Origin of the sequence: Curtobacterium oceanosedimentum (genome assembly GCF_040545555.1) — a bacterium.
Lineage (GTDB): Bacteria > Actinomycetota > Actinomycetes > Actinomycetales > Microbacteriaceae > Curtobacterium.
Window position 1 is genome coordinate 42,492 of sequence record NZ_JBEPMD010000006.1, and the last position, 25,379, is coordinate 67,870.

Annotated in this window: 26 protein-coding genes; 6 read left to right on the plus strand and 20 right to left on the minus strand. The window is 70.5% G+C overall.

Translation table 11 applies throughout. The features are described from left to right. Positions 1–7: 7 nt before the first annotated feature. From ABIC52_RS07925 to ABIC52_RS07990, 14 genes are all read right to left on the minus strand, one after another. Positions 8–286: a PTS sugar transporter subunit IIB gene (locus ABIC52_RS07925; protein WP_354027060.1), complete on the minus strand. Its 279-nt coding sequence runs from the start codon at positions 284–286 to the stop codon at positions 8–10. Next, complete coding sequence (locus ABIC52_RS07930; RefSeq protein WP_126890997.1) at positions 283–729, minus strand: PTS sugar transporter subunit IIA; 447 nt, start codon at positions 727–729, stop codon at positions 283–285. The genes ABIC52_RS07925 and ABIC52_RS07930 overlap by 4 nt, the downstream gene beginning before the upstream one ends. 2 nt (positions 730–731) lie before the next feature. Further along, positions 732–1,844: an adenosine deaminase gene (locus ABIC52_RS07935; RefSeq protein WP_126890998.1), complete on the minus strand. Its 1,113-nt coding sequence runs from the start codon at positions 1,842–1,844 to the stop codon at positions 732–734. Between the two features lie 134 nt (positions 1,845–1,978). Continuing rightward, on the minus strand, positions 1,979–3,268 hold the full coding sequence (locus ABIC52_RS07940) for a thymidine phosphorylase (protein WP_209678353.1): 1,290 nt from the start codon (positions 3,266–3,268) through the stop codon (positions 1,979–1,981). Between the two features lie 4 nt (positions 3,269–3,272). Next, the gene (locus tag ABIC52_RS07945; protein ID WP_126891024.1) at positions 3,273–3,656 is read right to left on the minus strand and encodes a cytidine deaminase; all 384 of its coding nucleotides are present in this window, start codon (positions 3,654–3,656) and stop codon (positions 3,273–3,275) included. Between the two features lie 163 nt (positions 3,657–3,819). Further along, the gene (locus ABIC52_RS07950) at positions 3,820–5,106 is read right to left on the minus strand and encodes an ABC transporter permease (RefSeq protein WP_126891000.1); all 1,287 of its coding nucleotides are present in this window, start codon (positions 5,104–5,106) and stop codon (positions 3,820–3,822) included. Further along, a complete protein-coding gene (locus tag ABIC52_RS07955; protein WP_435526072.1) occupies positions 5,103–6,476 on the minus strand; it encodes an ABC transporter permease in 1,374 nt (457 codons plus the stop codon). The genes ABIC52_RS07950 and ABIC52_RS07955 overlap by 4 nt, the downstream gene beginning before the upstream one ends. Beyond that, on the minus strand, positions 6,473–7,993 hold the full coding sequence (locus ABIC52_RS07960; RefSeq protein ID WP_111227064.1) for an ABC transporter ATP-binding protein: 1,521 nt from the start codon (positions 7,991–7,993) through the stop codon (positions 6,473–6,475). The genes ABIC52_RS07955 and ABIC52_RS07960 overlap by 4 nt, the downstream gene beginning before the upstream one ends. A gap of 95 nt (positions 7,994–8,088) precedes the next feature. Continuing rightward, on the minus strand, positions 8,089–9,159 hold the full coding sequence (locus ABIC52_RS07965; RefSeq protein ID WP_209824143.1) for a BMP family lipoprotein: 1,071 nt from the start codon (positions 9,157–9,159) through the stop codon (positions 8,089–8,091). 269 nt (positions 9,160–9,428) lie between these two features. Next, positions 9,429–9,959 (minus strand): hypothetical protein, encoded by a 531-nt coding sequence (locus ABIC52_RS07970; RefSeq protein WP_209824144.1) that lies wholly within the window; start codon positions 9,957–9,959, stop codon positions 9,429–9,431. A gap of 5 nt (positions 9,960–9,964) precedes the next feature. Beyond that, on the minus strand, positions 9,965–10,444 hold the full coding sequence (locus ABIC52_RS07975; protein WP_209678361.1) for a hypothetical protein: 480 nt from the start codon (positions 10,442–10,444) through the stop codon (positions 9,965–9,967). A gap of 70 nt (positions 10,445–10,514) precedes the next feature. Continuing rightward, positions 10,515–11,054, minus strand: coding sequence for a hypothetical protein (locus ABIC52_RS07980; RefSeq protein WP_209678363.1), 540 nt, complete (start codon positions 11,052–11,054; stop codon positions 10,515–10,517). Between the two features lie 28 nt (positions 11,055–11,082). Beyond that, positions 11,083–13,011 (minus strand): alpha/beta hydrolase, encoded by a 1,929-nt coding sequence (locus ABIC52_RS07985; protein WP_354027062.1) that lies wholly within the window; start codon positions 13,009–13,011, stop codon positions 11,083–11,085. A 67-nt stretch (positions 13,012–13,078) separates the two neighbouring features. Beyond that, positions 13,079–14,194, minus strand: coding sequence for a mannose-1-phosphate guanylyltransferase (locus ABIC52_RS07990; protein WP_126891007.1), 1,116 nt, complete (start codon positions 14,192–14,194; stop codon positions 13,079–13,081). 225 nt (positions 14,195–14,419) lie between these two features. On the opposite strand from ABIC52_RS07990, the gene ABIC52_RS07995 reads away from it, so the two are divergent. From ABIC52_RS07995 to ABIC52_RS08020, 6 genes are all read left to right on the plus strand, one after another. After that, positions 14,420–15,658 (plus strand): glycosyltransferase family 4 protein, encoded by a 1,239-nt coding sequence (locus ABIC52_RS07995; RefSeq protein ID WP_354027063.1) that lies wholly within the window; start codon positions 14,420–14,422, stop codon positions 15,656–15,658. 78 nt (positions 15,659–15,736) lie between these two features. Then, a complete protein-coding gene (gene sdhC / locus ABIC52_RS08000) occupies positions 15,737–16,186 on the plus strand; it encodes a succinate dehydrogenase, cytochrome b556 subunit (RefSeq protein WP_250367304.1) in 450 nt (149 codons plus the stop codon). 18 nt (positions 16,187–16,204) lie between these two features. After that, positions 16,205–16,651: a succinate dehydrogenase, hydrophobic membrane anchor protein gene (sdhD, locus tag ABIC52_RS08005; protein WP_126891009.1), complete on the plus strand. Its 447-nt coding sequence runs from the start codon at positions 16,205–16,207 to the stop codon at positions 16,649–16,651. A 99-nt stretch (positions 16,652–16,750) separates the two neighbouring features. Next, on the plus strand, positions 16,751–18,544 hold the full coding sequence (gene sdhA, locus ABIC52_RS08010; RefSeq protein WP_209824148.1) for a succinate dehydrogenase flavoprotein subunit: 1,794 nt from the start codon (positions 16,751–16,753) through the stop codon (positions 18,542–18,544). After that, on the plus strand, positions 18,544–19,317 hold the full coding sequence (locus ABIC52_RS08015) for a succinate dehydrogenase iron-sulfur subunit (RefSeq protein WP_066655113.1): 774 nt from the start codon (positions 18,544–18,546) through the stop codon (positions 19,315–19,317). Before sdhA ends, ABIC52_RS08015 begins: the two co-directional genes overlap by 1 nt. 70 nt (positions 19,318–19,387) lie before the next feature. Next, the gene (locus ABIC52_RS08020; RefSeq protein WP_354027064.1) at positions 19,388–20,032 is read left to right on the plus strand and encodes a TNT domain-containing protein; all 645 of its coding nucleotides are present in this window, start codon (positions 19,388–19,390) and stop codon (positions 20,030–20,032) included. Positions 20,033–20,108: 76 nt separating this feature from the next. On the opposite strand, the gene ABIC52_RS08025 is transcribed toward ABIC52_RS08020, so the two are convergent. The 6 genes from ABIC52_RS08025 to ABIC52_RS08050 all read right to left on the minus strand — a co-directional run bounded on the left by ABIC52_RS08025 (position 20,109) and on the right by ABIC52_RS08050 (position 25,378). After that, on the minus strand, positions 20,109–20,777 hold the full coding sequence (locus ABIC52_RS08025) for a DUF805 domain-containing protein (RefSeq protein WP_209824150.1): 669 nt from the start codon (positions 20,775–20,777) through the stop codon (positions 20,109–20,111). After that, a complete protein-coding gene (locus ABIC52_RS08030; protein WP_354027065.1) occupies positions 20,774–21,310 on the minus strand; it encodes a DUF805 domain-containing protein in 537 nt (178 codons plus the stop codon). Before ABIC52_RS08030 ends, ABIC52_RS08025 begins: the two co-directional genes overlap by 4 nt. Before the next feature lie 60 nt (positions 21,311–21,370). Then, the gene (locus ABIC52_RS08035; RefSeq protein ID WP_209824151.1) at positions 21,371–22,303 is read right to left on the minus strand and encodes an NADP-dependent oxidoreductase; all 933 of its coding nucleotides are present in this window, start codon (positions 22,301–22,303) and stop codon (positions 21,371–21,373) included. Between the two features lie 19 nt (positions 22,304–22,322). Next, the gene (locus ABIC52_RS08040) at positions 22,323–23,795 is read right to left on the minus strand and encodes a hypothetical protein (protein WP_354027066.1); all 1,473 of its coding nucleotides are present in this window, start codon (positions 23,793–23,795) and stop codon (positions 22,323–22,325) included. Then, positions 23,792–24,523, minus strand: coding sequence for a hypothetical protein (locus ABIC52_RS08045; RefSeq protein ID WP_354027067.1), 732 nt, complete (start codon positions 24,521–24,523; stop codon positions 23,792–23,794). Before ABIC52_RS08045 ends, ABIC52_RS08040 begins: the two co-directional genes overlap by 4 nt. A 309-nt stretch (positions 24,524–24,832) precedes the next feature. Further along, positions 24,833–25,378, minus strand: coding sequence for a hypothetical protein (locus ABIC52_RS08050; protein WP_126891016.1), 546 nt, complete (start codon positions 25,376–25,378; stop codon positions 24,833–24,835). Between the last annotated feature and the right edge of the window lies 1 nt (position 25,379).

The window sequence follows — 25,379 nt, forward strand, 5'->3', positions numbered from 1 at the left end:
GAGCCGCTCAGTGCTCCCCGAGCGCCCGGTCGACCGCGGCGGTGATCTCGCCCTGGTCGAAGTGGTTGCGGATCACGATGACCTCGGCGTAGGTGTCCCCGATCGCCTCGACGAACTCCTGGCTCGTCAGGATCACGTTGGCGTCCTCGGCCACCGCGCGCACGGAGACGACGTCCGCGGCCACGACCGACGCGGACAGCCCGAGCGTGCCGAGGGCCTTCTCGGCGTTCACCTTGAGGATGCCGCTGGAGCCGATCCCCGCACCGCAGATCGTCACGATCTTCACGCCGACACCCCCATGATCGCCCGGACCTCGTCGGCCGACGTCGCCGCCGCGAGCCGGGCGGTCACGGTGTCGTCGTTGAACGTGTTCGCGATGTCGCCGATCGACTCGAGGTGCGTGCCGACCTCGGCCACCGCGAGCCCGAGCACGACCGACACCGGATCGTTGTGCGGGTGGCCGAACGACACGGGTTCGCGCAGCGTCACGACGGCCAGTCCGTCCCGCAGCACCGCGGGCCCCGGCCGGGCGTGCGCGAACGCGAGCCCTGGCGAGATGACGATGTACGGCCCGTGCTCGTCGACCAGGTCGATCATGGCGTCGGTGTACGGCGGCGTCGCGGCGCCCGAGTCGACGAGCGCACCACCGGCGATCCGGAGCGCGTCGCGCCACGAGGACGCGGTCGCCCCGAGCACGACGGCGCCGTCCGGCAGCGGCGGGAGGGACATCGCTAGGCCTCCTGGTGTCCGGCCGTGATGGTCGCGATGATCTCCTCGCGGTCCTCGAGCGGCAGGAACGAGCCGAGGGCGGCGTTGATCTGGAACGCGGCGAGGTCGTCGAGGTCGTACCCGAAGGTGCCCGCCAGGAGCGCGAGTTCCTTCGACAGCGACGTGTCGCTCATCAGGCGGTTGTCGGTGTTCACCGTCACGCGGAAGCCGAGCTGGTACAGCACGTCGAAGGGGTGGTCGGCGAGGTCGTCGCCCCACGCGGCGATCGCGCCGGTCTGCAGGTTCGACTGCGGCGCGACCTCGAGCGGGATCTCGCGGTCGCGGACCCACGACGCGACCTCGCCGAGCGACGCGAGCGTCGAGCCGTCACCGGCGTCCGACAGCGTGATGTCCTCGAAGATCCGGACGCCGTGCCCGAGGCGCAGCGCACGGCCGTCCACGAGCGCCGAGCGGATCGACGCGAGCCCGTCGGCCTCGCCCGCGTGCACGGTCACCGGGAACAGCTCCGACGCCAGGTACTCGAACGCCGCACGGTGGTTCGCCGGCGGGAACCCGGCCTCGGCCCCGGCGATGTCGAAGCCGACCACACCGCGGTCACGGTGCCGGACCGCCAGCTCGGCGATCTCGAGGGACCGGTCGGCGTGGCGCATCGCGGTGACGAGCTGACCGATCCGGATCGCACCGCCGGCGGCGTCGACGGCCTCCTCGATGCCGGCCTGCACCGCCTCGACGGTCTGGTCGAGCGTCAGCCCGCCCCGCAGGTGCTGCTCCGGCGCCCAGCGGATCTCGCCGTAGACCACGCCGTCGGCCACGAGGTCCTCGACGAACTCCTTCGCGACGCGGTGCAGCTGCGGTGCGGTCTGCATGACCGAGGTCGTGACGTCGAAGGTCTTCAGGTACTCGACGAGCGAGCCGCTGTTCGACTGCTCGGCGAACCACGCCCCCAGGGCCGCGGGGTCCGTCACCGGCAGCTCGATGCCCGCCTGGTCCGCCAGGTCCACGATCGTCGCCGGGCGCAGTCCGCCGTCGAGGTGGTCGTGCAGCGAGACCTTGGGCAGGTCGTCGATGACCGCTCCGGCGTCGGGCAGGCGGTAGGTGGGGGCGTCGGCGCTCATGACTCCAGGCTATCGGTGGTCGCCGACGCCACGTCCGTCCCTGTGCACAACGGACGGCCGGACGGACTGGAGGCTCCCCACAGCCGTGTGGGGAGCCTCCGGTCGTCGGCGTGGCCGGGTCGCGGCCGTGGCGCTCAGCCCGTGATGCGCTCGCGCACGATCGGTCCGCGCTCGGGCGCGGAGGTCCCCACGGACCACGCGCCCTCGAGCGACTCCAGCGCCCGGTCGAACCGCGCCGGCTCGTCGGTGTGGAGCGTCCAGAGCGGCTGCCCGGCCGTGACGGTGTCGCCCGGCTTCACGTGCAGCTCGATGCCGGCGCCGGCCTGCACGGGGTCCTGGGCACGCGCACGCCCGGCACCGAGTCGCCACGCGGCGATGCCGAACGGCAGGGCGTCCTGCTGGACGAGCACGCCGGACTCGCTCGCCGTCACCACGTGCTGCTCGCGGGCGACCGGCAGGTCGGCGGCGGGATCGCCGCCCTGGGCCGAGATCATCCGGCGCCAGGTGTCCATCGCCCGGCCGTCCGCCAGCGCCGCCGCCGGGTCGGCGTCCGGCAGACCGGCGAGCCGGAGCATCTCCTCGGCGAGCGACACGGTCAGCGACACGACGTCGGCCGGTCCACCACCGGCGAGGACCTCGACCGACTCGCGGACCTCGAGCGCGTTGCCGATCGTCAGCCCGAGCGGGACCTCCATGTCGGTGAGCAGCGCCGACGTGGCGACGCCGGCGTCGTTCCCGAGGTCGACCATCGTCTGCGCGAGCTCCTTCGACGCCTCGTAGGTCGGCATGAAGGCGCCGGACCCGAACTTCACGTCGAGCACGAGCGCACCCGTGCCCTCGGCGATCTTCTTCGACATGATGCTCGACGCGATGAGCGGGATGCACTCGACGGTGCCGGTGATGTCACGGAGCGCGTAGAGCTTCTTGTCCGCCGGGGCCAGCCCGGAGCCGGCTGCGCAGATGACCGCACCGACGTCGGACAGCACCTGCATCATGCGGTCGTTCGAGATCGACGCCTGCCAGCCGGCGATCGACTCGAGCTTGTCGAGCGTGCCACCGGTGTGCCCGAGCCCGCGCCCGGACAGCTGCGGGACCGCCACGCCGAACGACGCCACGAGCGGCGCGAGCGGCAGCGTGATCTTGTCCCCGACGCCACCGGTCGAGTGCTTGTCCACGGTGGTCTTGCCGAGGGCGTCGAAGGACATCCGCTCCCCCGACGCGATCATCGCGAGCGTCAGGTCCTTGATCTCCCGACGCTCCATGCCGTTCAGGAAGATCGCCATCGCCAGCGCCGCCATCTGCGGGTCCTCGACGTACCCGCGGGTGTAGGCGTCGACCAGCCAGTCGATCTCGGCGGTGGCCAGGGCGTCGCCCGAGCGCTTGGTACGGATGAGGTCGACGGTGTCGAAGGGCTCGACGGCCATGCGATCAGTGCTCCTGCTGGTAGGTGGCGAGGGTCCGCGGCCCGAACGCGTCCGGGAGGACCTCGTCGATGGTGCGGATCCCGGAGACGGTCTCGAGGAGCATGCCCTCGGTCGAGTGCTCGAACAGCAGCTGCCGGCAGCGGCCGCACGGCATGAGCGTCGCGCCGTCGCCGTCCACGCAGGTGAACGCGACGAGCTTGCCGCCGCCGGTCATGTGCAGCTGCGACACGAGCGAGCACTCGGCGCACAGGGTCACCCCGTACGACGCGTTCTCGACGTTGCAGCCGGAGACGATCCGTCCGTCGTCGGTGAGCGCCGCGGCACCCACCGGGAACGACGAGTACGGCGCGTACGCCCGCCGCATCGCGGCGGTCGCAGCGTCCCGCAGGGCGCTCCAGTCGACGTCGACACTCGCGTCGAGGTCGGCTCCGGAGCCGGCCTGGAGGCTCGTGGCCGGGTCCGTCCAGGACGGGTCGCCGGTCGCGGGGTCGGTGGCGACCGCGTCGCCGTCCGCAGGATCGATGTGGGTCATGTGCCGCGCCTCCAGGCCGTCAGCTCTTGGTGTACGGCTTGCCGGCGGCCGCGGGTCCACGCGACTGCCCGACCAGGCCGGCGACCGCGAAGATCGTGACCACGTAGGGCAGCATGAGCAGGAACTCGCTCGGCACCGGCGAGTCGATCGCGCCGAGGATGTTCTGCAGGTTCGACGCGAAGCCGAACAGCAGCGCCGCGAGCGTCGCCCGGATCGGGTCCCAGCGTCCGAAGATGACGGCGGCCAGGGCGATGTAGCCCGCGCCGGCGGTCATGTCCTTCGTGAACGGGCCGACCGCGTCGAGCGTGAAGTACGCACCGCCCAGACCGGCGATCGCACCCGCGAGCGACACGTTCCAGAAGCGCGTCCGCGCGACGTTGATGCCGACGGTGTCCGCCGCCTGCGGGTGCTCGCCGACGGCGCGGAGGCGCAGACCCCAGCGGGTCTTGAACAGCGCGAAGGTGACCACCGCGACCGCGACGTAGGCGAGGTAGACGACGACCGTCTGCTCGAAGAACACCGGGCCGATCACCGGGATCTGGTGCAGGACCGGGATCTCGAGCTTCGGGAAGCGCACGCCGACGTTGAGCGTCTGCTCGTTCGGCGAGAGCACCTGCGAGTAGAGGAAGCCCGTCAGGCCGGAGATGAACGCGTTGATGACGACACCGACGATGACCTGGTCGACGAGGTACTTGATGCTGAACGCCGCGAGGACGAACGACACCAGCACGCCGGCGATCAGTGCGCCGACCAGGCCGACCCACGCCGAACCGGTGAGCGAGGCGATCATCGCCGAGGTGAACGCACCGGCGAGGAACTGGCCCTCGATCGCGATGTTCACGACACCGACGCGCTCGGAGATCACGCCGCCGAGGGCACCGAACACGAGCGGGACGCTCAGGCCGAGGGCACCGACGAGCAGGCCGGGGACGGGGATCGTGTCGCCCGCGGCCGACCACGTGAGGAAGCCGACGACGAAGACGACCGCGAACACCGCGGTGAGCCAGAGCGGGATCCGGCGGGACGCGCGGACCTCGACGACGGCGTACACGGTGGCCAGGGCCAGCAGGACGATGACGACGATGCCGGTGCCGGTCGCGGGGAGCGGGACGTTCGGCAGCGCGAAGAAGTCGCCGCCGTTCGCCAGCCGGAACGTGGTGTCGCCGGCGCGGTGCAGCACGCCGAAGAACAGCAGCGCGAGCAGGGTGAACACACCGAACCCGATCGGGGCCTTCCAGCTCCGGGTCGTCTCGATCGGGCGGTCGGACAGCGCCGGTGCGGGCGCCGCGGTGGTGGTGGTGCTCATGCGGCGACCGCCTTCCGGGAGTTCTTCGCGGCACGACCGCGACGACGCGCACCCGGCTGCGGGATGCGGAAGATCGCGCGGACGAGCGGCGGTGCGGCGATGAACAGGACGATGAGCGCCTGGATCACGCCGACGATGTCGATCGGGATGTCGTTCGCGGCTTGCATGGCGTAGCCGCCGTTCTTCAGCACGCCGAACAGGATCGCGGCCCAGAAGACGCCCCACGGCTTCGAGCGACCGAGGAGGGCGACCGTGATCGCGTCGAAGCCGATGCCGGCGTCGATGCCCGAGGTGAAGCCCGACGTCACGGCGCCCTGCACCTGGTAGGCGCCGGCGATGCCGACGAGCGCACCCGAGATGACCATCACCCAGATGGTGAGCGCCGGGACGCTCATGCCGGCGACGCGGGCGGCGCGGGGGTTCTCACCGATCGTGCGGAAGCGGAAGCCGAGCGACGACTTGTTGACGAGCCACCACACCACGACCACGGCGACGAGCGCGACGACGAAGCCGAGGTCGATGCCGTACCGGGGACCGAACAGCGCGGGGAAGACCGCGCTCTCCTTCGTGGCGGGCGAGATCGGGTTCGAGCTGCCCGGTGCCTGCAGCAGCCCCGGCGTGCGGAGCAGGTAGCTGACGAGGTAGAGCGCGACGTAGTTGAGCATGATCGTCAGGACGACCTCGTTGGCGCCGGTGCGGGCCTTGAGGAGCCCGACCAGGCCACCCCAGACCGCACCGCCGACGATGCCGGCGACGACGGTGAGCGGGATGTGGATCGCGGCGGGGCCGTCGAAGGAGAAACCGACCCACCCCGCGGCCGCGGCGCCGACGAGGATCTGGCCCTGGCCGCCGATGTTGAACAGGCCGGCGCGGAAGGACAGGGCGATGCCGAGGCCGGCGGCGATCAGCGGCACGGCGTAGTCGACCGAGCGGGTGATCGGGGCGATGGCCTGCGCGAACGAGCTCGCGCCGAAGTTGACGACGGACCCCTGGAAGAGCGACTTGTAGGCACCACCGACCGCGGTCCCGACGGCCTGGAAGGTGTCGGTGGGGCGGGCGAAGAAGTAGCCCGCTGCTGCGCGCACGTTCTCGTCGGTGACGGCGATCAGGATGCCGCAGGCGACGAGGGCGAGGACGACGGCGAGGACCGTGACGAGCACGGAGCCGTTGACGATGCTCTGCAGCGCGGTGCTCCAGCGGTCACCGCCGGCGGCCCGGCGCTCGGTGTCGTCCGCCGAGTCCGTCATCAGGTGCGGGGTGCCCTCGACGTCCTGCAGGCGGTCGTCGGTGGGTGCCTCGGTCGGGGTCGCCGACGTGCGGTCGTGCTCGGCCGGGGTGGCCGGCTGCGTGTTGTCTGGCGTGTTGCTCACGCTGCCAGCTCCGTTCCTTCAGGGAGTTCCCCCGCCATCATGAGGCCGAGGACGTCGCGCGGGGTGTCCGCGGGGACGATGCCGACGATGCCGCCGCGGTACATGACCGCGATCCGGTCGGCGAGCGCCACGACCTCGTCGAGCTCCGTGGAGACGACGATGACCGGGACACCGGTGTCGCGGGTCGCGACGATGCGCTTGTGCACGAACTCGATCGAGCCGACGTCGATGCCGCGCGTGGGCTGCGCGGCGACGAACAGCCGCAGCTCGCGGCTCAGCTCGCGGGCGAGGACGATCTTCTGCTGGTTGCCGCCCGACAGCCGACCGGCCGCGGTGGTGCGCGACGGCGTGCGGATGTCGAACTCGGCGATCTTCTCGTCGGCGAACGCGTCGCGCTCGGCGGAGCGGATCGTGCCGGCCCGCACGAACTCGTCGTGGTCGGCACGGTCGAGCATGAGGTTCTCCGCGATCGTGAACTCGCCGACCAGGCCGTCCTCCTTGCGGTCCTCGGGCACGAAGCCCACCCCCGCGTCGAGGACCTGCTTCACCGTGCGGCCGGTGAGTTCCTTGCCGTCGAGCGTGATCCGGCCCGCGTGCACGGGCTCGAGGCCGATGATCGCCTCGGTCAGCTCGGTCTGTCCGTTGCCCTGCACGCCGGCGATCGCGAGGACCTCGCCCCGCCGGACGGTGAACGAGACGTCGTCGACGAGCACGACGCCCGACGGGTCGGTGACGGTGACGCCCTCGACGACGAGGGCGTCCTCGCCGCCGGACGCGGGCGTCTTGTCGACGACGAGCGAGACGGCGCGGCCGACCATGAGGGCGGCCAGCTCGTTGTTCGTCGCGGTCGGCGAGGCCTCGCCGACGACCTTGCCGAGGCGGATGACCGTGATCCGGTCGGCGACCTCGCGCACCTCGCGCAGCTTGTGCGTGATGAAGACGATCGCGGTGCCGGCCTCGCGGAGCTGACGCATGATGCCCATCAGCTCGTCGGTCTCCTGCGGCGTCAGGACGGCGGTCGGCTCGTCGAACACGAGCACCTTCGCGTCCCGGGACAGCGCCTTGATGATCTCGACGCGCTGCTGCACGCCGACGGGCAGGTCCTCGATGCGGGCGTCCGGGTCGACGTCGAACCCGAAGCGGTCGCTGATCTCGCGGACGCGCTTGCGGGCGCCGGCCAGGTCGAGTCGTCCGCCGAAGGTCGTCTGCTCCTGACCGAGCATGACGTTCTCGGCGACGGTGAACACCGGCACGAGCATGAAGTGCTGGTGCACCATGCCGATGCCGGAGCGCATCGCGTCGCCGGGGCCGTCGAAGTCCTGGACGACGTCGTCCAGGAGGATCTCGCCCTCGTCGGCCTGGTACAGGCCGTAGAGCACGTTCATCAGGGTGGACTTGCCCGCACCGTTCTCGCCCAGGAGGCAGTGCACCTCACCGGGTTCGACCGTGAGGGAGATGTGGTCGTTCGCGACCAGGGGGCCGAACCGCTTCGTGATCCCGCGGAGCTCGAGCTTCATGTTGTCTACTGCGTTCCTGTTGGTCAGCACGCCACCCGTCGGTGGACGCGCGGAAACGCGGGCGGAGGATCGATCCCCCGCCCGCGTTCACCCGACTACTTGTCCGACTGCGTCTCGACCTTGATCGAGCCGTCGATGATGCCCGACTTGATCTTGTCGAGCTCGCCCTGCAGACCCGAGTCGACCTTCGACTCGTAGTCGTGGAACGGCGCGATGCCGACGCCGTCGTTCTTCAGGGTGCCGACGTACGGCTCCTTCGAGAACTTGTCGTCAGCCGCCTGCTCGACGACGTCCTTGACCGCCGGGCGCATGCCCTTCATCACCGAGGTGAAGGCGATGTCCTTGTAGCGGGGGTCGGCCTCGTACAGGTCGCTGTCCGCACCGATGAGGACGGAGCCGTTGTTCGCGTCCTTGATCGCCTCGGCCGCCGACTGGTAGATCGGGCCACCGACGGGCAGGATCACGTCGGCGTCCTGGTCGAGCAGGGTCTGCGCGACCGACTTGGCCTGCGTGCCCGCCTCGAAGCCGCCGGTGAAGGAGCCCTTGCCGGTCTCGACGTTCCAGCCGACGACCTTGACGTCCTTCTTCTTCTGCTCGTTGTAGTACTTCACGCCGTCCGCGAAGCCGTCCATGAAGATGGTGACGGTCGGGATCTGCATGCCACCGAAGGTGCCGACGACGCCGGTCTTCGAGTACGACGCGGCCGCGTAGCCGGCCAGGAAGGCAGCCTGCGAGGTGTCGAACGTGATCGGCTTGACGTTCTTCGCGTCGATCGAGTTGTCGTCGATGATCGCGAACTCGGTGTCGGGGTTCGCAGCGGCCTGCTTCTTGGTGGCGTCTGCCAGGTTGAAGCCGACCGTGATGATCATGTTGCAGTTCTGGTTGACGAGCTGCTCGATGTTCGAGTCGTAGACCGTGGCGTCCTTGGACTCGGCCTTGTTCGTCTCGGCGCCGAGGTCCTTCGCCGCGTCGAGCATGCCCTCGTAGCCGAGCTGGTTGAACGACTTGTCGTCGAAGCCACCGGCGTCGGAGACCATGCAGGGGCGGAAGTCGGTCTTCTTCGCCGAGGCGCTGTCGGACGGGGCTGCCGAGCAGCCGGCCAGGACGGCCATGGTGCCGACGAGCGCGAGGCCGCTGAGCACGACCTGACGGGTACGAGATGTCACGGGTTGGTTCCTCCGGGGGGCGGTGCCCGGACCACGTGCGTTCCGGGCGATCGTGGCGACAGTACACGACCGTCGGGTCGGTACAGAACGCCCTTGAGGGACTCCTGGTATCAGTTACCCGATCGCGACCCCGACGAAACGCGCCCGTAACGCCGACGTCCCCCGTCGCCGCCCGTCCGGGGGACGATGCGGGGATTTCGTGGTGGAGCGCTACAGCGGGCGACACCTGCCGTCGATCGTGCACGGAAGCACCAGTCGACGGTCGCGCATCACTCGTCGGCCTGCTGCTCCGCGATGCGGTCGGCGTCGCCGGGGAAGCACAGCGAGACAGCCTGGACCGTGTAGTTGCCGGAGACCGCGGAGAAGCTGCTGGACGCGATGTCCCCGCCTCCCCCGCCGAAGACCACCGGACCGGTGCTCGTGTCGCGCGCGGTCACGCGCATGCCCCGCGCACGCCAGTGGTCGGTCAGCGCCGTGCCGTCTCCCGCCGGCCGTCCCTCGATCGCGCTCCCCGTCAGGTACCGCCAGTGCGCTCCGCGTTCCCCGTCGGGCAGCCTGCACCGCTCCGCTGCATCCGGTCCGGTCCGCGCTGTCCACTCTCCACCGAGGAGCCCGGTGACGTCGTCCACAGCAGCGATCATCTGTTGCTTCGCGGTTCCGGCGTCAGCAGCGGGATCTGTCGGTCGGTCCGTGTCCGTGTCGACCGCGTGGGACGCGCAACCGGTGAGCAGTGCCGTCAGCGGGACGATGACGCCCGAGCGCGCGACCTTCCGCCCCGTGATCTGCCGTGGGGAGAACATGACGGTCATCCGTCGGCCTGCTGCTCCTCGATCTCGTCTGCGTCGCCAGCGATGCACAACGAGAGCGCCTGGATGCTGTCGTTGCCGGGAAAGGCGAAGAAACGGATCGTGTCGACGCGATCGCCGCCGCGAGCGACCATCGCTGGCCCCTTGGCGTCAACAAGTCGGTCGACCCTCATGCCGTCGGACCTCCAGATGCCGGAGGCAGCAACAGCATCGGCCTCCGCGTCACCCGACTCTGATCGCGCAACTCGGTACACCCACCGGGCTCCTTCTCCGTTGCTCGACAGCTGACAGCTCTCGACGTAGTCGGGAGACGTCCGCGTTTCCCATTCGCCGCCGAGCGCAGCGGTCGCCTGATCGACGACGTCGATCATGGTGCGCTGAGCCGTGTCCGCGTCCACAGGCGTGGTCCTCTCGGTCGATGGGGCTGCACCGCGCTGACCGGCACAGCCGACGGTCGTGACCGCAGACAGCAGCAGCATCGTCGTGACCGTGGTGATGCGACAGGCAGGACGTCTCGCGGGCATGTGCCTCAGCATCCGTCGGGCCAGCTCAGGACCCGCTGCCCTGCTCCTCTTCGATCTCATCGGCACTCCCCGGGAAGCAGAGCGATTCGGCCTCCAAGGTGTACTTGCCGGGGAACGCGTACAGATCGATCAACGCGGTCGACGCTCCACCTCGTCCGACGACGACCGGGCCGTCAGGATCCGCGACTCGTTCGACGGTCATGCCCGCGGACTGCCAGGTACTCGTGACCGTCGCAGCGTCGTCGTCCGGACTGCCACCTGCGTCCGTCCTGGTGATCAGGTAGACCCAGTTGGCTCCTTCTCCACCGTCGGGGAGCGTGCAGCTGTCGACGTAATCCGGACCCTGCGTGGTGACCCACTCGCCCCCGAGCTGCGACGCGGTCCTGTCGACGAGCTCGGTCATCTTCCGCTGAGCAGTCTCGGGGTCCATCTGGGCCGTCCTTCCCTCTTCGGATGGCGTCTCGCCTACCGAAGGGTGTCGAGTGCAACCGCTGATGAAGATCAGCAGTGCAAGGGGTGTGAGGGCAACGCTCGTCAGGCGCCGCACGGTCAGCTGGGCAGACATTCGTCTCCTCTCGAGGCTCTCCGGCCTCTCATCCTGATGACGCCGGTGTGAGCTCGGCATCGCGGCCCGTGGTCGCGAGTCCCACGTTGCGCAGGCTCTCGGTACCACGGTCGAGGTACCCCCGAAGGTCACTCCTCAAGGGATCGTGATGGAGAACCGGTTCGAGGTCCGTCCCGTCCGCAGCCGTCGCGCCGTCCACTCCGAACACGTTCACGCCGAAGATGTCGCGTGTCGGGTCCACGTGGTGCGCGTAACTCTGTTCACGGCCGAACTCGGCCCATTCGTCCCCCAGACCTTCCTTGCCGGTCGGCGCGTCCTTCGCCCGTGCTGCGTACACGTGGTCCGCGTGGATGTCGGTGATCGAGCGCATGTGATCCGGAAGCCCGGCCGAGCCCAGAGCGACGAAGCGATCGACGTGGACACCCTGCTCTGCGAGGGCGACGGCCGCGGTCGTCGTACCGTACGAGTGCGCCACGACGTTCGTCTCAGGCATCTGACCCGCACGGACCGCGTCGAGTCCCCGGAGCGCGTCAGCCAACTGTCTGCCGCCCTTCTTCGCCTTGCCCATGAACAGCACGTCCTTCTCGTCGGGGGTCTCGTAGCCGATCCACGCGACGACCGCGTGCGACGGAGATCCCGGGCGACGGGCTTGCTCCTGGTAGATGTTCTGAGCGCCTCTCGACCACATCGTCATGTCCGCGGACGTCGTGTTCATGCCCGGGACAGCCCAGGTCACCGAATCCGCACGATCGAGATCGCCGATCGAGACAGCAGCGAGCGGCGGTCGATCGTCGGTGAGTGCGATGAGGAAGCGCTTGCCGTCGGAACCCTTCTTCGTCAACGCAGCATTGACGTTCCGGAGGGCCTTGCGGTCCGCGTACAGCGCCGTGAGTTCCCGCGCCAACACCCGTGAGCCGTCACCCGCCGATGCGACCGTCCGCTCCAGCTGCTGGATCTGGCGCTCCACGTCGACCAGTCGCTGGTTCAGCACGAGGGCGTTCGCCGTACTCCGCGCCCAGTACGGGACACCCTCGAGGTTCCCGAGTCGCGCGAGCACGTCCGTCGGGAAACCGTCGAACACGCTGGCGTCGGCCGTCGTCAGCCCGAGCGCAGCCCAGCGCTCCGCGACCTCCGTCGGCGTCAGGTGCTCCGCGAACAGCCGTTGGAGGGCAGGCGCCGCCTGTCCGGTCGCCGCGATGTCGAGAGCCGCGTTCGACAGCGACCCACTGCCGCCGGCGGCCTCGAAGGCGTCGGCGATCCTGCCGATCCAGCTCCGGTCCTCGTCGTTCTCGCGCACGTAACGCGCGAAGCCCGCCGGCATGCTCGCGCGGTCGACCGTGACCCAGGCGCAGGAGGCCCGGAAGGAGGACCACGCCGATCGCACGCGCTCGGATTCGGCCGACGCGGTCGTGTCCAGTCCCGAGGTCGTCGTGACGAACGCCCGGAGCGCGCTCGGATCGGCAGAACTCCTGCCACGGCTCGCCCCGTCGCCGTAGCGCGCACGCTCCCGACCGCGGAACTCGGCGTCGACCTCCGGCCTCGGCTCGGGTTCGGTCGCCGGCTCGGGATCGGTGAAGCGCTCCAGTGCGTCGACGACCGATCGTCCTGCGGATCCGGCGAAGGCCTCGGCCACGGACGCCGCCCGCTTCCGGTCGGCGTCACGTGCCTTCCACTCGGCGTGGTCACGCTGGCGCTTCCGTTCGCGCTCCGCAGCAGCGACCGCGGCGTCGATCTGGTCGGCGAGGTCGACCAGCACGCCCGCCAGCCGCGCACGGTCCTCGGCCTCGACCACGGCCGCCTCACGGAACCGCTCAGCGTACGAGCCAGCAGCGTCGTCGAGCGCGGATGCGACGACGTTCGCCCGCTGACCGGCCTGCCCCCGCAACGTCTCAGCTGTTCGTCGCGCGACGCGTGCGAGCGCACGTGCATCAGCAGCGTCGAACTGGATGTCCCCCATCAGCACTCCCCCGAGTCAGCCCGGTCCCCGCGACCGGAACATCACCGTACACCAGGGCGGCAGGACCTCAGAGCACGTCCCCGCGCCCGCTGACCTTGAGCGCGTCCACCACGCCCTTGACCCGCTGCGCGTTCGCGCTCGTGGTGACGAGCAGGGCGTCCGGGGTGTCGACGACGACGATGTCCTCGACCCCGATGAGCGAGATGAGCCGCTGGCTGTGCGCCACGACGATGCCGCTCGACGAGTCGGCGAGGATGCGCGCCCCGTCGCCGAGCACGGCGAGGTTGTTCGCCCGGCCGCCGGACTGCAGCTTCGCGAGCGAGGCGAAGTCGCCCACGTCGTCCCAGTCGAAGTCACCGGGCACGACGGCCATCCGACCGGCGGCGGCGGCGGGCTCGGCGACGGTGTAGTCGATCGCGATCTTCTCGAGCCCGGGCCACACGGCGTCCACGACGGCGCCGCGCGACGAGGTGTCCCACGCCGCGGCGAGCTCCTCGATGCCGGCGAGCAGCTCGGGCTTGGTCCGGCCGATCTCGGCGAGCAGCACGTCGGCCCGGGCGATGAACATGCCGGCGTTCCAGAGGTACGAACCGTCCTCCAGGTAGCCCCGCGCGGTGTCCAGGTCGGGCTTCTCGACGAAGGACTTCACCGCGTGCACGGTCGAGGCGCCCTCGACGTCGAGCGCCGCGGCGTCGGCGTGGATGTACCCGAAGCCGATCGCCGGCTCGGTCGGGGTGATGCCGATGGTCGTCACGTAGCCCGCGCGGGCGGCGGCGACGGCCTCCCGCACCGAGCGGCGGAACCCGCGCGCGTCACCGATGACGTGGTCGGCGGCGAACGAGCCGATCACCACGTCGGGTTCGCGACGACGGAGGATCGCCGCGGCGAGGCCGATCGCGGCCGTGGAGTCCTTCGGCTCGCTCTCGAGCACGACGTTGTGGTCGGCGACGCCGGGCAGCTGCGACTCGACGGCGGCCCGGTGCGCGCGACCCGTCACGACCATGATCCGCTGGTCCCCGGCGAGCGGTGCGAGCCGGTCCCACGTCTGCCGCAGGAGCGAGGCGCCGGAACCGGTCAGGTCGTGCAGGAACTTGGGCGCGTCGGCGCGCGAGAGCGGCCAGAGCCGGGAGCCGATGCCGCCGGCCGGGATGATCGCGTAGAAGTCCTCGAGTGCGTCTGCCACCCGCTCACCGTACCGGTGCGCCCGCACGTGACCTGGACGCCACCCGCACGGTCCCCGCACGCGACCTGCCGGGGCCGGCGGACGCTCCGGCGCGCTCCTTGGCGGACCGCACGCGACCGCGGGGGCCGCACCGTGCCTCCCGGCCGCCTGTTCACCGCCTGCGCGCCGCCCGTTCACCCGGAGCGCCCCGAGCGGTCACGACCCGCGCGGAGCATGGGACGCACCATGAGCGCACGCAGCGTGGAGCGCGGCACGTCCCAGCGGACCGTCGCCGTCGTGACCGAGAGCTTCCTGCCCACCCTCAACGGCGTGACCACCAGCGTCCTGGCGGTCCTCGACCACCTGGAGCGCCGTGGCCACCGCGCGGTCGTCATCGCGCCGGACACCCCGGGGCTCGCGCAGTTCCGCTCGCGGACGCAGGTCGAGCGGTACCGGTCCTTCGACGTGCACCGGGTGCCCGCGGTGGCGTACCGCCGGTTCCCGGTCGCGCTCCCCCACCCGGTGCTCGACACGATCCTGGCCGCCTCCGGCGCCGACGTCCTGCACGCGGCGAGCCCGTTCCTGCTCGGCGGGCGCGCGATCACCGCGGCCGGGAGGCTCGGCATCCCCTCCGTCGCCGTCTTCCAGACCGACGTGGCCGGGTTCGCCCGCCGCAACGGCCTGACCGCGACCGTCCCGCTGGTACGGCGGATCCTCGGGCGCATCCACGCGGGGGCGTCGCTGACGCTCGCCCCGTCGTCCGCGACCGCCGCGATGCTCGCCGAGGAGGGCGTGCCCCGGGTGGTCCGGTGGGGTCGCGGCGTCGACACCGCGCTCTTCCACCCGGACCGCCGGCGTTCCGCACACGTCCGCGCGGCCCGCCGTCGGATCGCACCGGGTGGCGAGACGATCGTCGGCTACGTCGGACGGCTGGCGCCCGAGAAGGAGGTCGAGCGGCTCGCCGAGCTCGGCGGCGTGCCGGGGATCCGGGTGGCCGTCGCCGGCGGCGGTCCGTCGCGGGCGGTGCTCGAGCGCCGGCTGCGGCACCTCGACGTCACGTTTACCGGTCCCCTGCGCGGCGATGCCCTGGCCGACGCCTACGCGATGCTCGACGTCTTCGTGCACACGGGACCCGCGGAGACCTTCGGGCAGACGCTGCAGGAGGCCCACGCGAGCGGCCTGCCGGTGGTCGCCCCGGCGTCCGGTGGTCCGATCGACCTGGTCGCGCCCGGCCTGGACGGCGAGCTGTACGACCCGGACGCCCCGCAGGCGCTCCGTCGCGCCGTCCTCGGCCTGGTGACCGACCCGGCAGCTGCCGCTCGCATGGGGTCGGCCGGCCGGCTCCGCGTCGAGGGCACCACGTGGGAGGCCGTCGGCGACCAGCTCCTCGCGCACCACGACACGGCCCGGACGATCGGCGCACCGCCGGCCTCGTCGCGCGCGCTGCGTGTCGGGTGGGACGAGAGTGTCAGCGCACGCGCATAGGATGGGTCGTGTTCCACACGAACACGAACGGCAAGGGCTCGCCGATCGGGCGAGCCCGTCCTACGGGAGGACTCGCTCATGGCCGAGCAGACCGCAGGCGGGACGACACTGGTCGAACCGCGCGCGACGATCGATGCGCCGCGCACATCGCGCAGGCTCGAGGGGACGCTGTACCGCGGCTCCACGGGCATGTGGTCGTGGGTGTTGCACCGCATCACCGGTGTCGCGATCTACTTCTTCCTGCTCGTGCACATCCTCGACACCGCGCTCGTCCGGCTGTCGCCCGAGGCGTACAACGCCGTGATCGGCACCTACAAGACACCGATCATGAACATCGGTGAGATCGCGCTCGTGATGGCGATCGTCTTCCACGCACTCAACGGGCTGCGCATCATCCTGGTCGACTTCTGGTCGAAGGGCCCGAAGTACCAGCGCGCCATGTTCTGGGTCGTCCTGGTCGTGTGGGCCGTCCTGATCGCGGGCTTCCTGCCCCGGCAGCTGATGAACCTCGTCGCGGACTTCCAGTAGGCGAAGGGACCCACGGACATGACCACGCAGATCGTCGAGCCGCCTCGTTCGGCCGCAGCCGCCCGCCGCACCACCAACTGGGAGAAGTGGGGGTGGATCTACATGCGCGCCTCGGGCGTCCTGCTCGTCGTGCTGATCTTCGGCCACCTCTTCGTCAACATGGTCGCCGGTGAGGGTGTGAAGCAGATCGACTTCGCCTTCGTCGCCGGCAAGTGGGCCAACCCCTTCTGGCAGGTCTGGGACTCCCTGATGCTCGTCCTCGCCCTCGTGCACGGCTCGAACGGCATGCGGACGATCATCAACGACTACGTCGCGAAGCCCGGCGTCCGGAAGACCCTGCTGCTCGCGGTGCTCATCGCCTGCGTCGCGCTGATCGTGCTCGGTCTGCTCGTCTGCTGGACGTTCGACCCGTGCCCGGCCGGCGCCGCCGCAGCCGACCTGCCGTCGTTCTGCCCCGCGCAGTAGCAGCCGGCACGGCCCGGGCGCCACGAGCCCCGCGCATCGAGACCCACGCGCACGCCGCGACCACCCCGTCGGCGCGCTGACCCACCCTGAAAGGCCCCAGTGAGCGAGACCACCGTCCACCACCACCAGCACGACATCGTCATCATCGGCGCAGGCGGTGCCGGCATGCGTGCCGCCATCGAAGCCGGCCCGAAGGCGAAGACGGCCGTCATCTCGAAGCTCTACCCGACGCGCTCCCACACCGGTGCGGCCCAGGGCGGCATGGCCGCCGCCCTGGCGAACGTGGAGGAGGACTCGTGGGAGTGGCACACCTTCGACACGATCAAGGGCGGTGACTACCTGGTCGACCAGGACGCCGCCGAGATCCTGGCGAAGGAGGCGATCGACGCCGTCATCGACCTCGAGAACATGGGGCTGCCGTTCAACCGCACGCCCGAGGGCAAGATCGACCAGCGCCGCTTCGGCGGGCACACGCGCGACCACGGCAAGGCGCCCGTCCGCCGGGCCTGCTACGCGGCGGACCGCACGGGCCACATGATCCTGCAGACGCTGTTCCAGAACTGCGTGAAGCTCGGCGTCGAGTTCCACAACGAGTTCTACGCGCTCGACCTCGTCATGGTGGACGTCGTCGGTGACGACGGCGTCACCCGCCAGCAGCCCGCCGGTGTCGTCGCCTTCGAGCTCGCGACCGGTGAGTTGCACGTCTTCCACGCGAAGGCCGTGATCTTCGCGACCGGCGGCTTCGGCAAGATGTACAAGACGACGTCGAACGCCCACACCCTGACCGGTGACGGTGTCGGCATCGTGTGGCGCCAGGGCCTGCCGCTCGAGGACATGGAGTTCTTCCAGTTCCACCCGACCGGTCTCGCCGGCCTCGGCATCCTGCTCACCGAGGGTGCCCGCGGCGAGGGCGCGATCCTCCGCAACGCCTCGGGTGAGCGCTTCATGGAGCGGTACGCACCGACCATCAAGGACCTCGCCCCGCGCGACATCGTCGCCCGCTGCATGGTGCAGGAAGTGGCCGAGGGCCGTGGTGCCGGTCCGAACAAGGACTACGTGCTCCTCGACTGCACGCACCTCGGTGCCGAGGTCCTCGAGACGAAGCTCCCGGACATCACCGAGTTCGCCCGCACCTACCTCGGTGTCGACCCGGTCGTCGAGCCGGTGCCCGTGATGCCGACCGCGCACTACGCGATGGGCGGCATCCCGACCAACACCAACGCCGAGGTCCTGTACGACAACACCACGGTGGTGCCCGGCCTGTACGCCGCCGGCGAGTGCGCCTGCGTCTCCGTGCACGGCTCGAACCGCCTCGGCACGAACTCGCTGCTCGACATCAACGTCTTCGGCAAGCGCTCCGGCAACAACGCCGCCGAGTGGGTGCAGACCGCCGAGTTCCTCCCCCTGCCCGAGGACCCGGCCGCCGGGGTCCGCGGCATGCTCGAGCAGCTCCGCGCCTCGACCGGCACCGAGCGCATCGCGGTGCTCCGCAAGGAGCTGCAGGACGAGATGGACAAGAACGCGCAGGTGTTCCGCACCGACGAGTCGCTCGCGAAGATGACCGAGACGATCCACCAGCTGCGCGACCGGTACCTGAACATCGCCGTGCAGGACAAGGGCAAGCGCTTCAACACCGACCTGCTCGAGGCGGTCGAGCTCGGGTTCCTCCTCGACCTGGCCGAGGTGGTCGTGTTCTCCGCGCGGAACCGCAAGGAGAGCCGCGGCGGCCACATGCGCGACGACTACCCGAAGCGCGACGACGAGAACTACATGCAGCACACCATGGCGTACCTGACGGGCGACCCGCACTCGTCACTCGCCGACGACCACATCACGCTCGACTGGAAGCCCGTCGTCGTGACGCGGTACGAGCCGATGGAGAGGAAGTACTGATGACCGACACCCTGGTCTCCGACAGCCCGCGCACCGACACCGTGCAGAGCGCTCCTCCCGGATCGTTCCCCGTCACGATCATCGTCCGCCGGTTCGACCCGGACGTCGACGACGAGCCGCGCTGGCAGGACTTCGACGTGATGATGCTCCCGACCGACCGCATCCTCGACGCCCTGCACCAGATCAAGTGGGAGCAGGACGGCTCGCTGACGTTCCGCCGCTCCTGCGCGCACGGCGTCTGCGGCTCGGACGCGATGCGCATCAACGGCCGCAACCGGCTCGCCTGCAAGACCCTGATCAAGGACCTCGACGTGTCGAAGCCGATCTACGTCGAGGCGATCAAGGGCCTGCCGCTCGAGAAGGACCTGGTCGTGGACATGGAGCCGTTCTTCCAGTCCTACCGCGAGGTCCAGCCGTTCCTGCAGGCGTCGAGCAAGCCGGAGAAGGGCAAGGAGCGCGTGCAGTCCGTCGCCGACCGCGCCCGCTTCGACGACACCACCAAGTGCATCCTGTGCGCCGCGTGCACCTCGTCGTGCCCGGTGTTCTGGACGGACGGGCAGTACTTCGGCCCGGCGGCGATCGTCAACGCGCACCGCTTCATCTTCGACTCGCGCGACGACTCGGCGAACGTGCGCCTCGACATCCTCAACGACAAGGAGGGCGTGTGGCGCTGCCGCACGACCTTCAACTGCACCGACGCCTGCCCGCGCGGCATCCAGGTGACGAAGGCGATCTCCGAGGTCAAGCAGGCGATCATGCGCGGCGGCGTGTGACGCATCGTCGCACCGGTGGCACGGCGGTGTCTCGGCGAACGGCATGCATGCGGCCGGTAGGCTCGCGCGCATGACGTTCGCGGAGACCCGCCCCATCCTCGACCAGCTCGGCTACACGATCCGGTACGTGCAGCTCCCCGGAGAGTCGCTCACCGAGCCCCCTGTCGAGGGCGCACTGCGTGTCGTCCCGACCGAGACGCACGACGACCTCGCGCTCGAGGTCGTCGACTACGGCACCGCGCGCCGACTCGCCACCGCCCGTGGCGAGCAGGACGCGGTCGAGATGCTGCGCCGCTTCCTGAACCGCGCCTTCCCCGCGCCACGGGACATCCCCCGCCACGAGCTCGACGGGCTCCGCGACCGCGCGGCGTCGACGTACCCCCAGCTCGCCCAGCAGGTCCGCCAGGCCGGCCCGCAGGGGCTCACCATCCAGGTGCCTGCCGGTGTCCCCGTCGACCGCGTCGGCGGCCCCGACGGCTACCTGCTCCACCCGCTCGACACACCGCTCCCCCAGCGGTCGCTGCCGCCGCACGTCGCGGCGGCCCCCGAGGTGCACCGCTACGTCGTCGACCGGCCCTTCATGGTGACGGTCACGTTCGTGCAGCCCTGGTTCGACCAGCCGGGAGGCGCGCTCCGGTTCGCGACGGCCGACCCGTCGGTCACGGTGCGCGACCTCGTCGTGGACGGTTCGCTGGTCCGCCTCCGGGTGGTCTGAGCCTCCACCCGGTCCCCTGGGACGACGAAGCGGCCCACCCCTGACGGGGTGGGCCGCTTCGTCGTGACGGGGCCGATCAGGCCTGCGGGCGGGGTGCGTCCGGCTGGTCGTACTGCGCGCCGTTGGGGTTCGACTCCAGGCACCCGAAGACGATCCCGGCGACCCCTGCCAAGAAGGAGATCAGCCAGAAGGGACCGGCGAGCCCGGCGTCGTGCACACGACGCCACCCGAGTGCGAGCGAGGGGATGAACGTCGCGAGTCCCCAGAGGCCGAGCAGGCCGACGAACAGGAGCGCGCCCCCGGGGAAGCCGCCGGTCGTGGTCGTCGTGCCGTACTCGTCCGTCGTGGTCGCACCGGCTGCCCAGACGAGGATCGCGGCGATGTAGCCGCCGAACAGGATCGTCACGACGATCGCGTTCGCCAGGTACCACCACCAGAACTCGCTGCGGCTCGCGCGTCCGTCGAAGCGGGCGTACTTCTTCCAGAACCGGACGAAGGCGTCGAGGAACCCGGCGCCGTACCAGGGTGCCCAGAGCGGCGGGGCGCCACTGGCGTCCGTCGGGATTGGCGCCTGCTGCCGGTACTGCGGGTACGGCTGGCCGTACGGCTGCTGCGGCTGCTGCCCGTACGGCTGCTGCGGCTGCTGGCCGTAGGGCTGCTGCGGCTGCTGCTGTCCGTACGGCTGCTGCGGTTGCTGCGGCTGCTGGCCGTACGGCTGCTGTCCGTGCTGCTGGTCGTCGCTCATCGAGTGCCCTCCGGTCGGTCGTAGCGTGCGCCCTGCGGGTTCGACGGCAGGAGCCCGAAGACGATGCCGGCGATGCCGACGAACACCGCGATGATCCACAGTGCCCCGGGCAGGTTCGCGTCGTGCAGCCGGCGCCACCCGAGCGCCAGCGACGGGACGATCGTCGCGAGCCACCAGATCGCCGGCAGCACCAGCAGCGCCCAGAACAGCGGCGACGGCGGGTTCGTCACCCGGTACTCGACGCCGCTCAGGTCGACGGTCGTGTACTCGATCGTGGCGAAGCGGTACACGAAGGGGATGGTGGCGAGCGCCAGTCCCACGACGGTGACGACGAGGTAGGCCCACCAGAACTCACTGCGGCTCGCCCTCCCGGAGAAGGTCGCGTACTTCGCGAAGAAGCGGCCGAGCGCCTGCCCGAAGGAGGCGCCGTAGCGCGGGGCCCACCGCGGCGGTTCTCCGCCCGCTGTCGGGTACGGCTGCTGCGGCGGCGGCGCGCTCGGGTACGGCTGGTCGGACGTCATGTGGTCGCTCACGTGTTCCCCCTCGTGGTGTCGGTCGTGCGACGTACCCCACGAGTCAACCAGAAGTGGCCGTCACGGCACGAGCGCGAGCTTCCCACCGGGGTGCTGCGACTCGAGCAGCTCCGCCGCGGCCTTCGCCTCGGCCAGGGGGAACGTCCGGGCCACCGGCACCTCGAGCTCGCCCGCCGCCGCGAGGTCGACCAGCCGCTGCCGGACGGATTCGCGGAACGCCTGGCTCTCGGGCTGGCTGCCACCGACGGCGGGGAAGCCGTCCTGCTGCGCGCGGCCGAAGGCCGCGATGGTCACGATACGCGACCGGTCGGCCACGAGTGCCAGCGAGACGTCGACCGCCTCGTCCGTCCCGACGCAGTCCAGTGCCACGTCGATGCCGGAGGGTGCGAGGTCACGGATGCGCGCCTCCAGGCCGTCGCCGTACGCGACCCACTCGCCACCGAAGCGGCGGACGGTGTCGGCGTTCCGCTCGGAGGCGGTGCCGATCACGCGGGTGCCGAGCGGGCGGAGCAGCTGCAGGACAGCCACACCCACCGCGCCGGACGCACCGTGCACCAGCACGGTGTCGCGTCCCTCGGCGCGGGTGACGCGGATCATGTCGGCCGCGGTCGTCCCGGCCAGCAGCAGGTTCGCCGCCTGGGGGTGGTCGAGGGACGCGGGCTTGGCGAAGACGTCGGCGGCTGGGACGGTGATGCGTTCTGCCCAGCCGCCAGCCACGCGGAAGGCGAGGACCTCGTCGCCGACCGCTCCCCCACCGGAGGCGATCTCGGTGTCGGGGCCGATCGCGCTGATCACCCCGGAGACCTCGTAGCCGACCGGGATCGGCAGGTCGGACGGGTCCCCCTGCCGGGTGTGCTTCGTGTCGGCGGGGTTCATGCCCGCCGCGCGGACGTCGATGGTGACCTCGCCGGTGCCGGGGGCGGCCACCTCGGTGTCGACGTACTCGAGGACCTCGCTGCCGCCGAACTCGGGGGCGACCCAGTGCTTCGTCATGGAGTGGACGGTACGCCGCTCAGTCGAGGTCGCTCCAGGAGTGCACGCCGGCGAACCGGACGGCCTCGCTGCGGGTCATCTGGTGGCCGAACTCGGCACCCGGGCGGACGCTCCAGCCAGCTCCGTCCCACACCTCCGTCACCACGTCGTTCTCCACGGGGAAGCGGCGGGCGACGCGAGGGCCTGCGGGCACCACGGTCAGGCCGTACTCGACAGCAGCCAGGGCGACCTCGACGTCGACGGAGGCGACCGTCTCGTCGGACAGTCTCGGGGCCGGTCCTTCGAAGAGCGGCCAGAGGGCCTCGTACCGGTTGTCGACGCGCAGCCCGGACGACCAGCTGTCCATGTGCGTCCCGTACACGGCACTCCGGACCGGCTCCCAGCACGCCTCGGGCAGGTCGCCCTGCCGGACCAGTCGACGGAACTCGGAGCAGACGACGGCGCTCTGGGCGTCGTCTCGGAAGCCCCCGCGGCCGCGAGAGAAGGCGCGGATCAACGCCGCCGTCCCCAGCGTCACGCCGACCGATCCTCCGACGGCGAACGCTCCGTCGCGCCCGCGAAGCGTGTCGGCGAGGACGTTCACCGGGACGTCGCGCAACCAGGTGAGTCGGACGAGGGAGGAGAAGTCGGAAGATCGACCTGGTGCGCGAGCGACAGAACGCACGGAGTGAGAGGCTCCGTCCGCATCGGACCGCCACTCGAACTCGGTGACGAGACCTCGAGAGCGATCCAGTACGCCTCGTGGCAGGGGGACGGCGGACAGCTGGTGCGGCCCGGGGATCCTGATGCCGGACGAGCGCTCGAGGACGACGACGAGCCGCTCCGCATCCTCGACGTGCGACGTGGAAGCGATCAGGTGCTCGGAGGCGCGTTGACGGCAGATGACACCGAACGAGTCGCCCCGCTGGACGATCCGGCTGGCGGTCTCGTGGTCGCCGTACTCGAACAGTGTTCCGTGGGCCCTGCGGATGCCGTCGAGGGTGGCCGGCGCATCGGGCCGGTTGCCGACGAGCCGCCCGAGCGCGACGGCGTGCGGCACATCGTCCTCCGCGGATCCGACGTCCCCTGCAGCCAGGTCGAGCGCTTGCACGGGGTCTGGCTGCAGCGAACACCAGGGGATGGCGTCGAGTTCGACTCGTGCCGCCCTCGCGAAGGCCAGGGAGCGCCGAGCGTCATCGACTCGAGGGAGACCTGCCTGGGTGCGGATCTCGAACGCGAGCTGCAGGGCCACCCAGCGCGCCGCGTCCTCCGGATCGTCGAAGGTCGTGCCCGTGAAGCTGACCTCACCTCGAGAGAACCGTCGTTCGCTGACTCCCTGCGGCGAGACGTCGTACCGGAAGCGGATCTCGAGGTCCCCGTACTCGAAGCGGTCGGATCGTGCTGTCGTGTCGGAGTACCCAGCGCGTTCAGCAAGGCGTCGAAGGACGACGAGGCTGCGCTGATCGAAACCGGGGCGGGGGCAGATGCCGTCCTCGGACACCGGGGTGTTCACGCTGTTCGACCCTCGCTCGGCAGATCGGGGACGCTGACTCCTGCGAGGACCGCCCGAACCTCGGCCACTGCGGTCGAAGCATCGAGCGCGTCATCCGCCGCGAGCAACGTGCCACGATGCAGCGACGACCTGGTCACTCCCGAGTTCGTCGCGGGCACGACTCCGAGCCGCTCCGAGACCCAGGTCCGCTGCCCGAGCACGGCACCGAACCGGCCCGCGTCCTCCACCGCCCGTGCAGCAGCTCGATCGAAGGCTCCAGCGGAGTCCGGGTCCCACGCACGCACGATCGTCGCCAGCACCTCCTCGACGAGTTCGACGTCCGGCGCTCTCCGCTCGCCCCCCGCGACGGGCCCGACGACGCTCACCGACACGGCGTTCACCGGTCGGCGACGCCGCGGGACGGATGCTCCGACCTTCAGGCGCAGCGAGACGAAGCCGCGCTCCGCTCGGCGGTTCATGATCACGTTGTAACCGTGGTCCGGCCACGCGGTTCCGTCGTCCCCGCGTTCGACACCCTGCTCGAGCAGTTCCTGCACGACGGCCGGGTCGTACTCGCGGATCGTGCCGACGCCGTCCACCTCCCAGGGCTCCCCAGCGCCGAGGACAGCGTCGACTCCCCGCAGCTGGGCCAGCAGCGAGTTGCTCAGATCGTCCGAGGACGAGGGTCGGCCGTCCCACTCTGCGCGGAGCAGTACGCGCTCTCCACAGACCCACTTCGGATACCGCATCGACTCGACCCCACTCCGGTGCTCTCCAGTACACAACTCGGAGGATCACGACGTTGCACACTCGGACAGCAGCATCGCACAGGTGTTCGCGCAGCGGGGGTGGCGGCGACACGCGTCGGTTGGGTGTGCGGATCCCCACACCCCTGGACCGTCCCGTTCCCGGCCCGATGGAGATGGCTCAGCCCGAGGTGGACGCGATCCGATCCGGGCTCGCTCCGTACTGCCCGGAACTGGCTGAAGCTGACCGCCATCGCCGATCCCCCGGGCACACGCCGAAGGCATCTCGGGTTGCACGAACGCCGAACCGGTTCAGCTCGCCTCTCCCCGAACGGAGTCGAGCCACGCACTGCTCACCCGCCGTCCCGGATCGACGGAGTCGACCACCGCCAGGACTTCAGGCAGGGAACGACTCCGCACCCATGCAAGCTGACAGACGAGCGTTGAGCTCTCGTCGGAGAGCGCCCGGGCAACGTGATCTTCGCCCCCGGCGTCCCAGCGCAGCACCTTCCCGGGGTGGTCCTCGAGGACGACCACCCCATCGGGAACAGTCGGCAGACCGCCGGACCACGGGGCGGGATCACGCCGTGCCCCTTCCCACAGCAGTACGAATCGCTCCGCATCGTCGAGCCGACTGAACTCGGCAAGCGCCCAGGAGCTGCCCTTGTCGCGGGTTTCGAAGGCAAATCCCGAACCGGTGACTGCAATACGAAAGGTCGTCTCCAGCGTGCCGTACTCGAAGAGGATGGAGTTCCCTCGTCTCACACCCGGAGCGGAGGACAAGTCGGGCGGTTCGTTGCCCACGAACCCGCCGAGGAGGTCGGCATCCTCTTGGGCAAGGTCGTCGTGATCAGTCAAG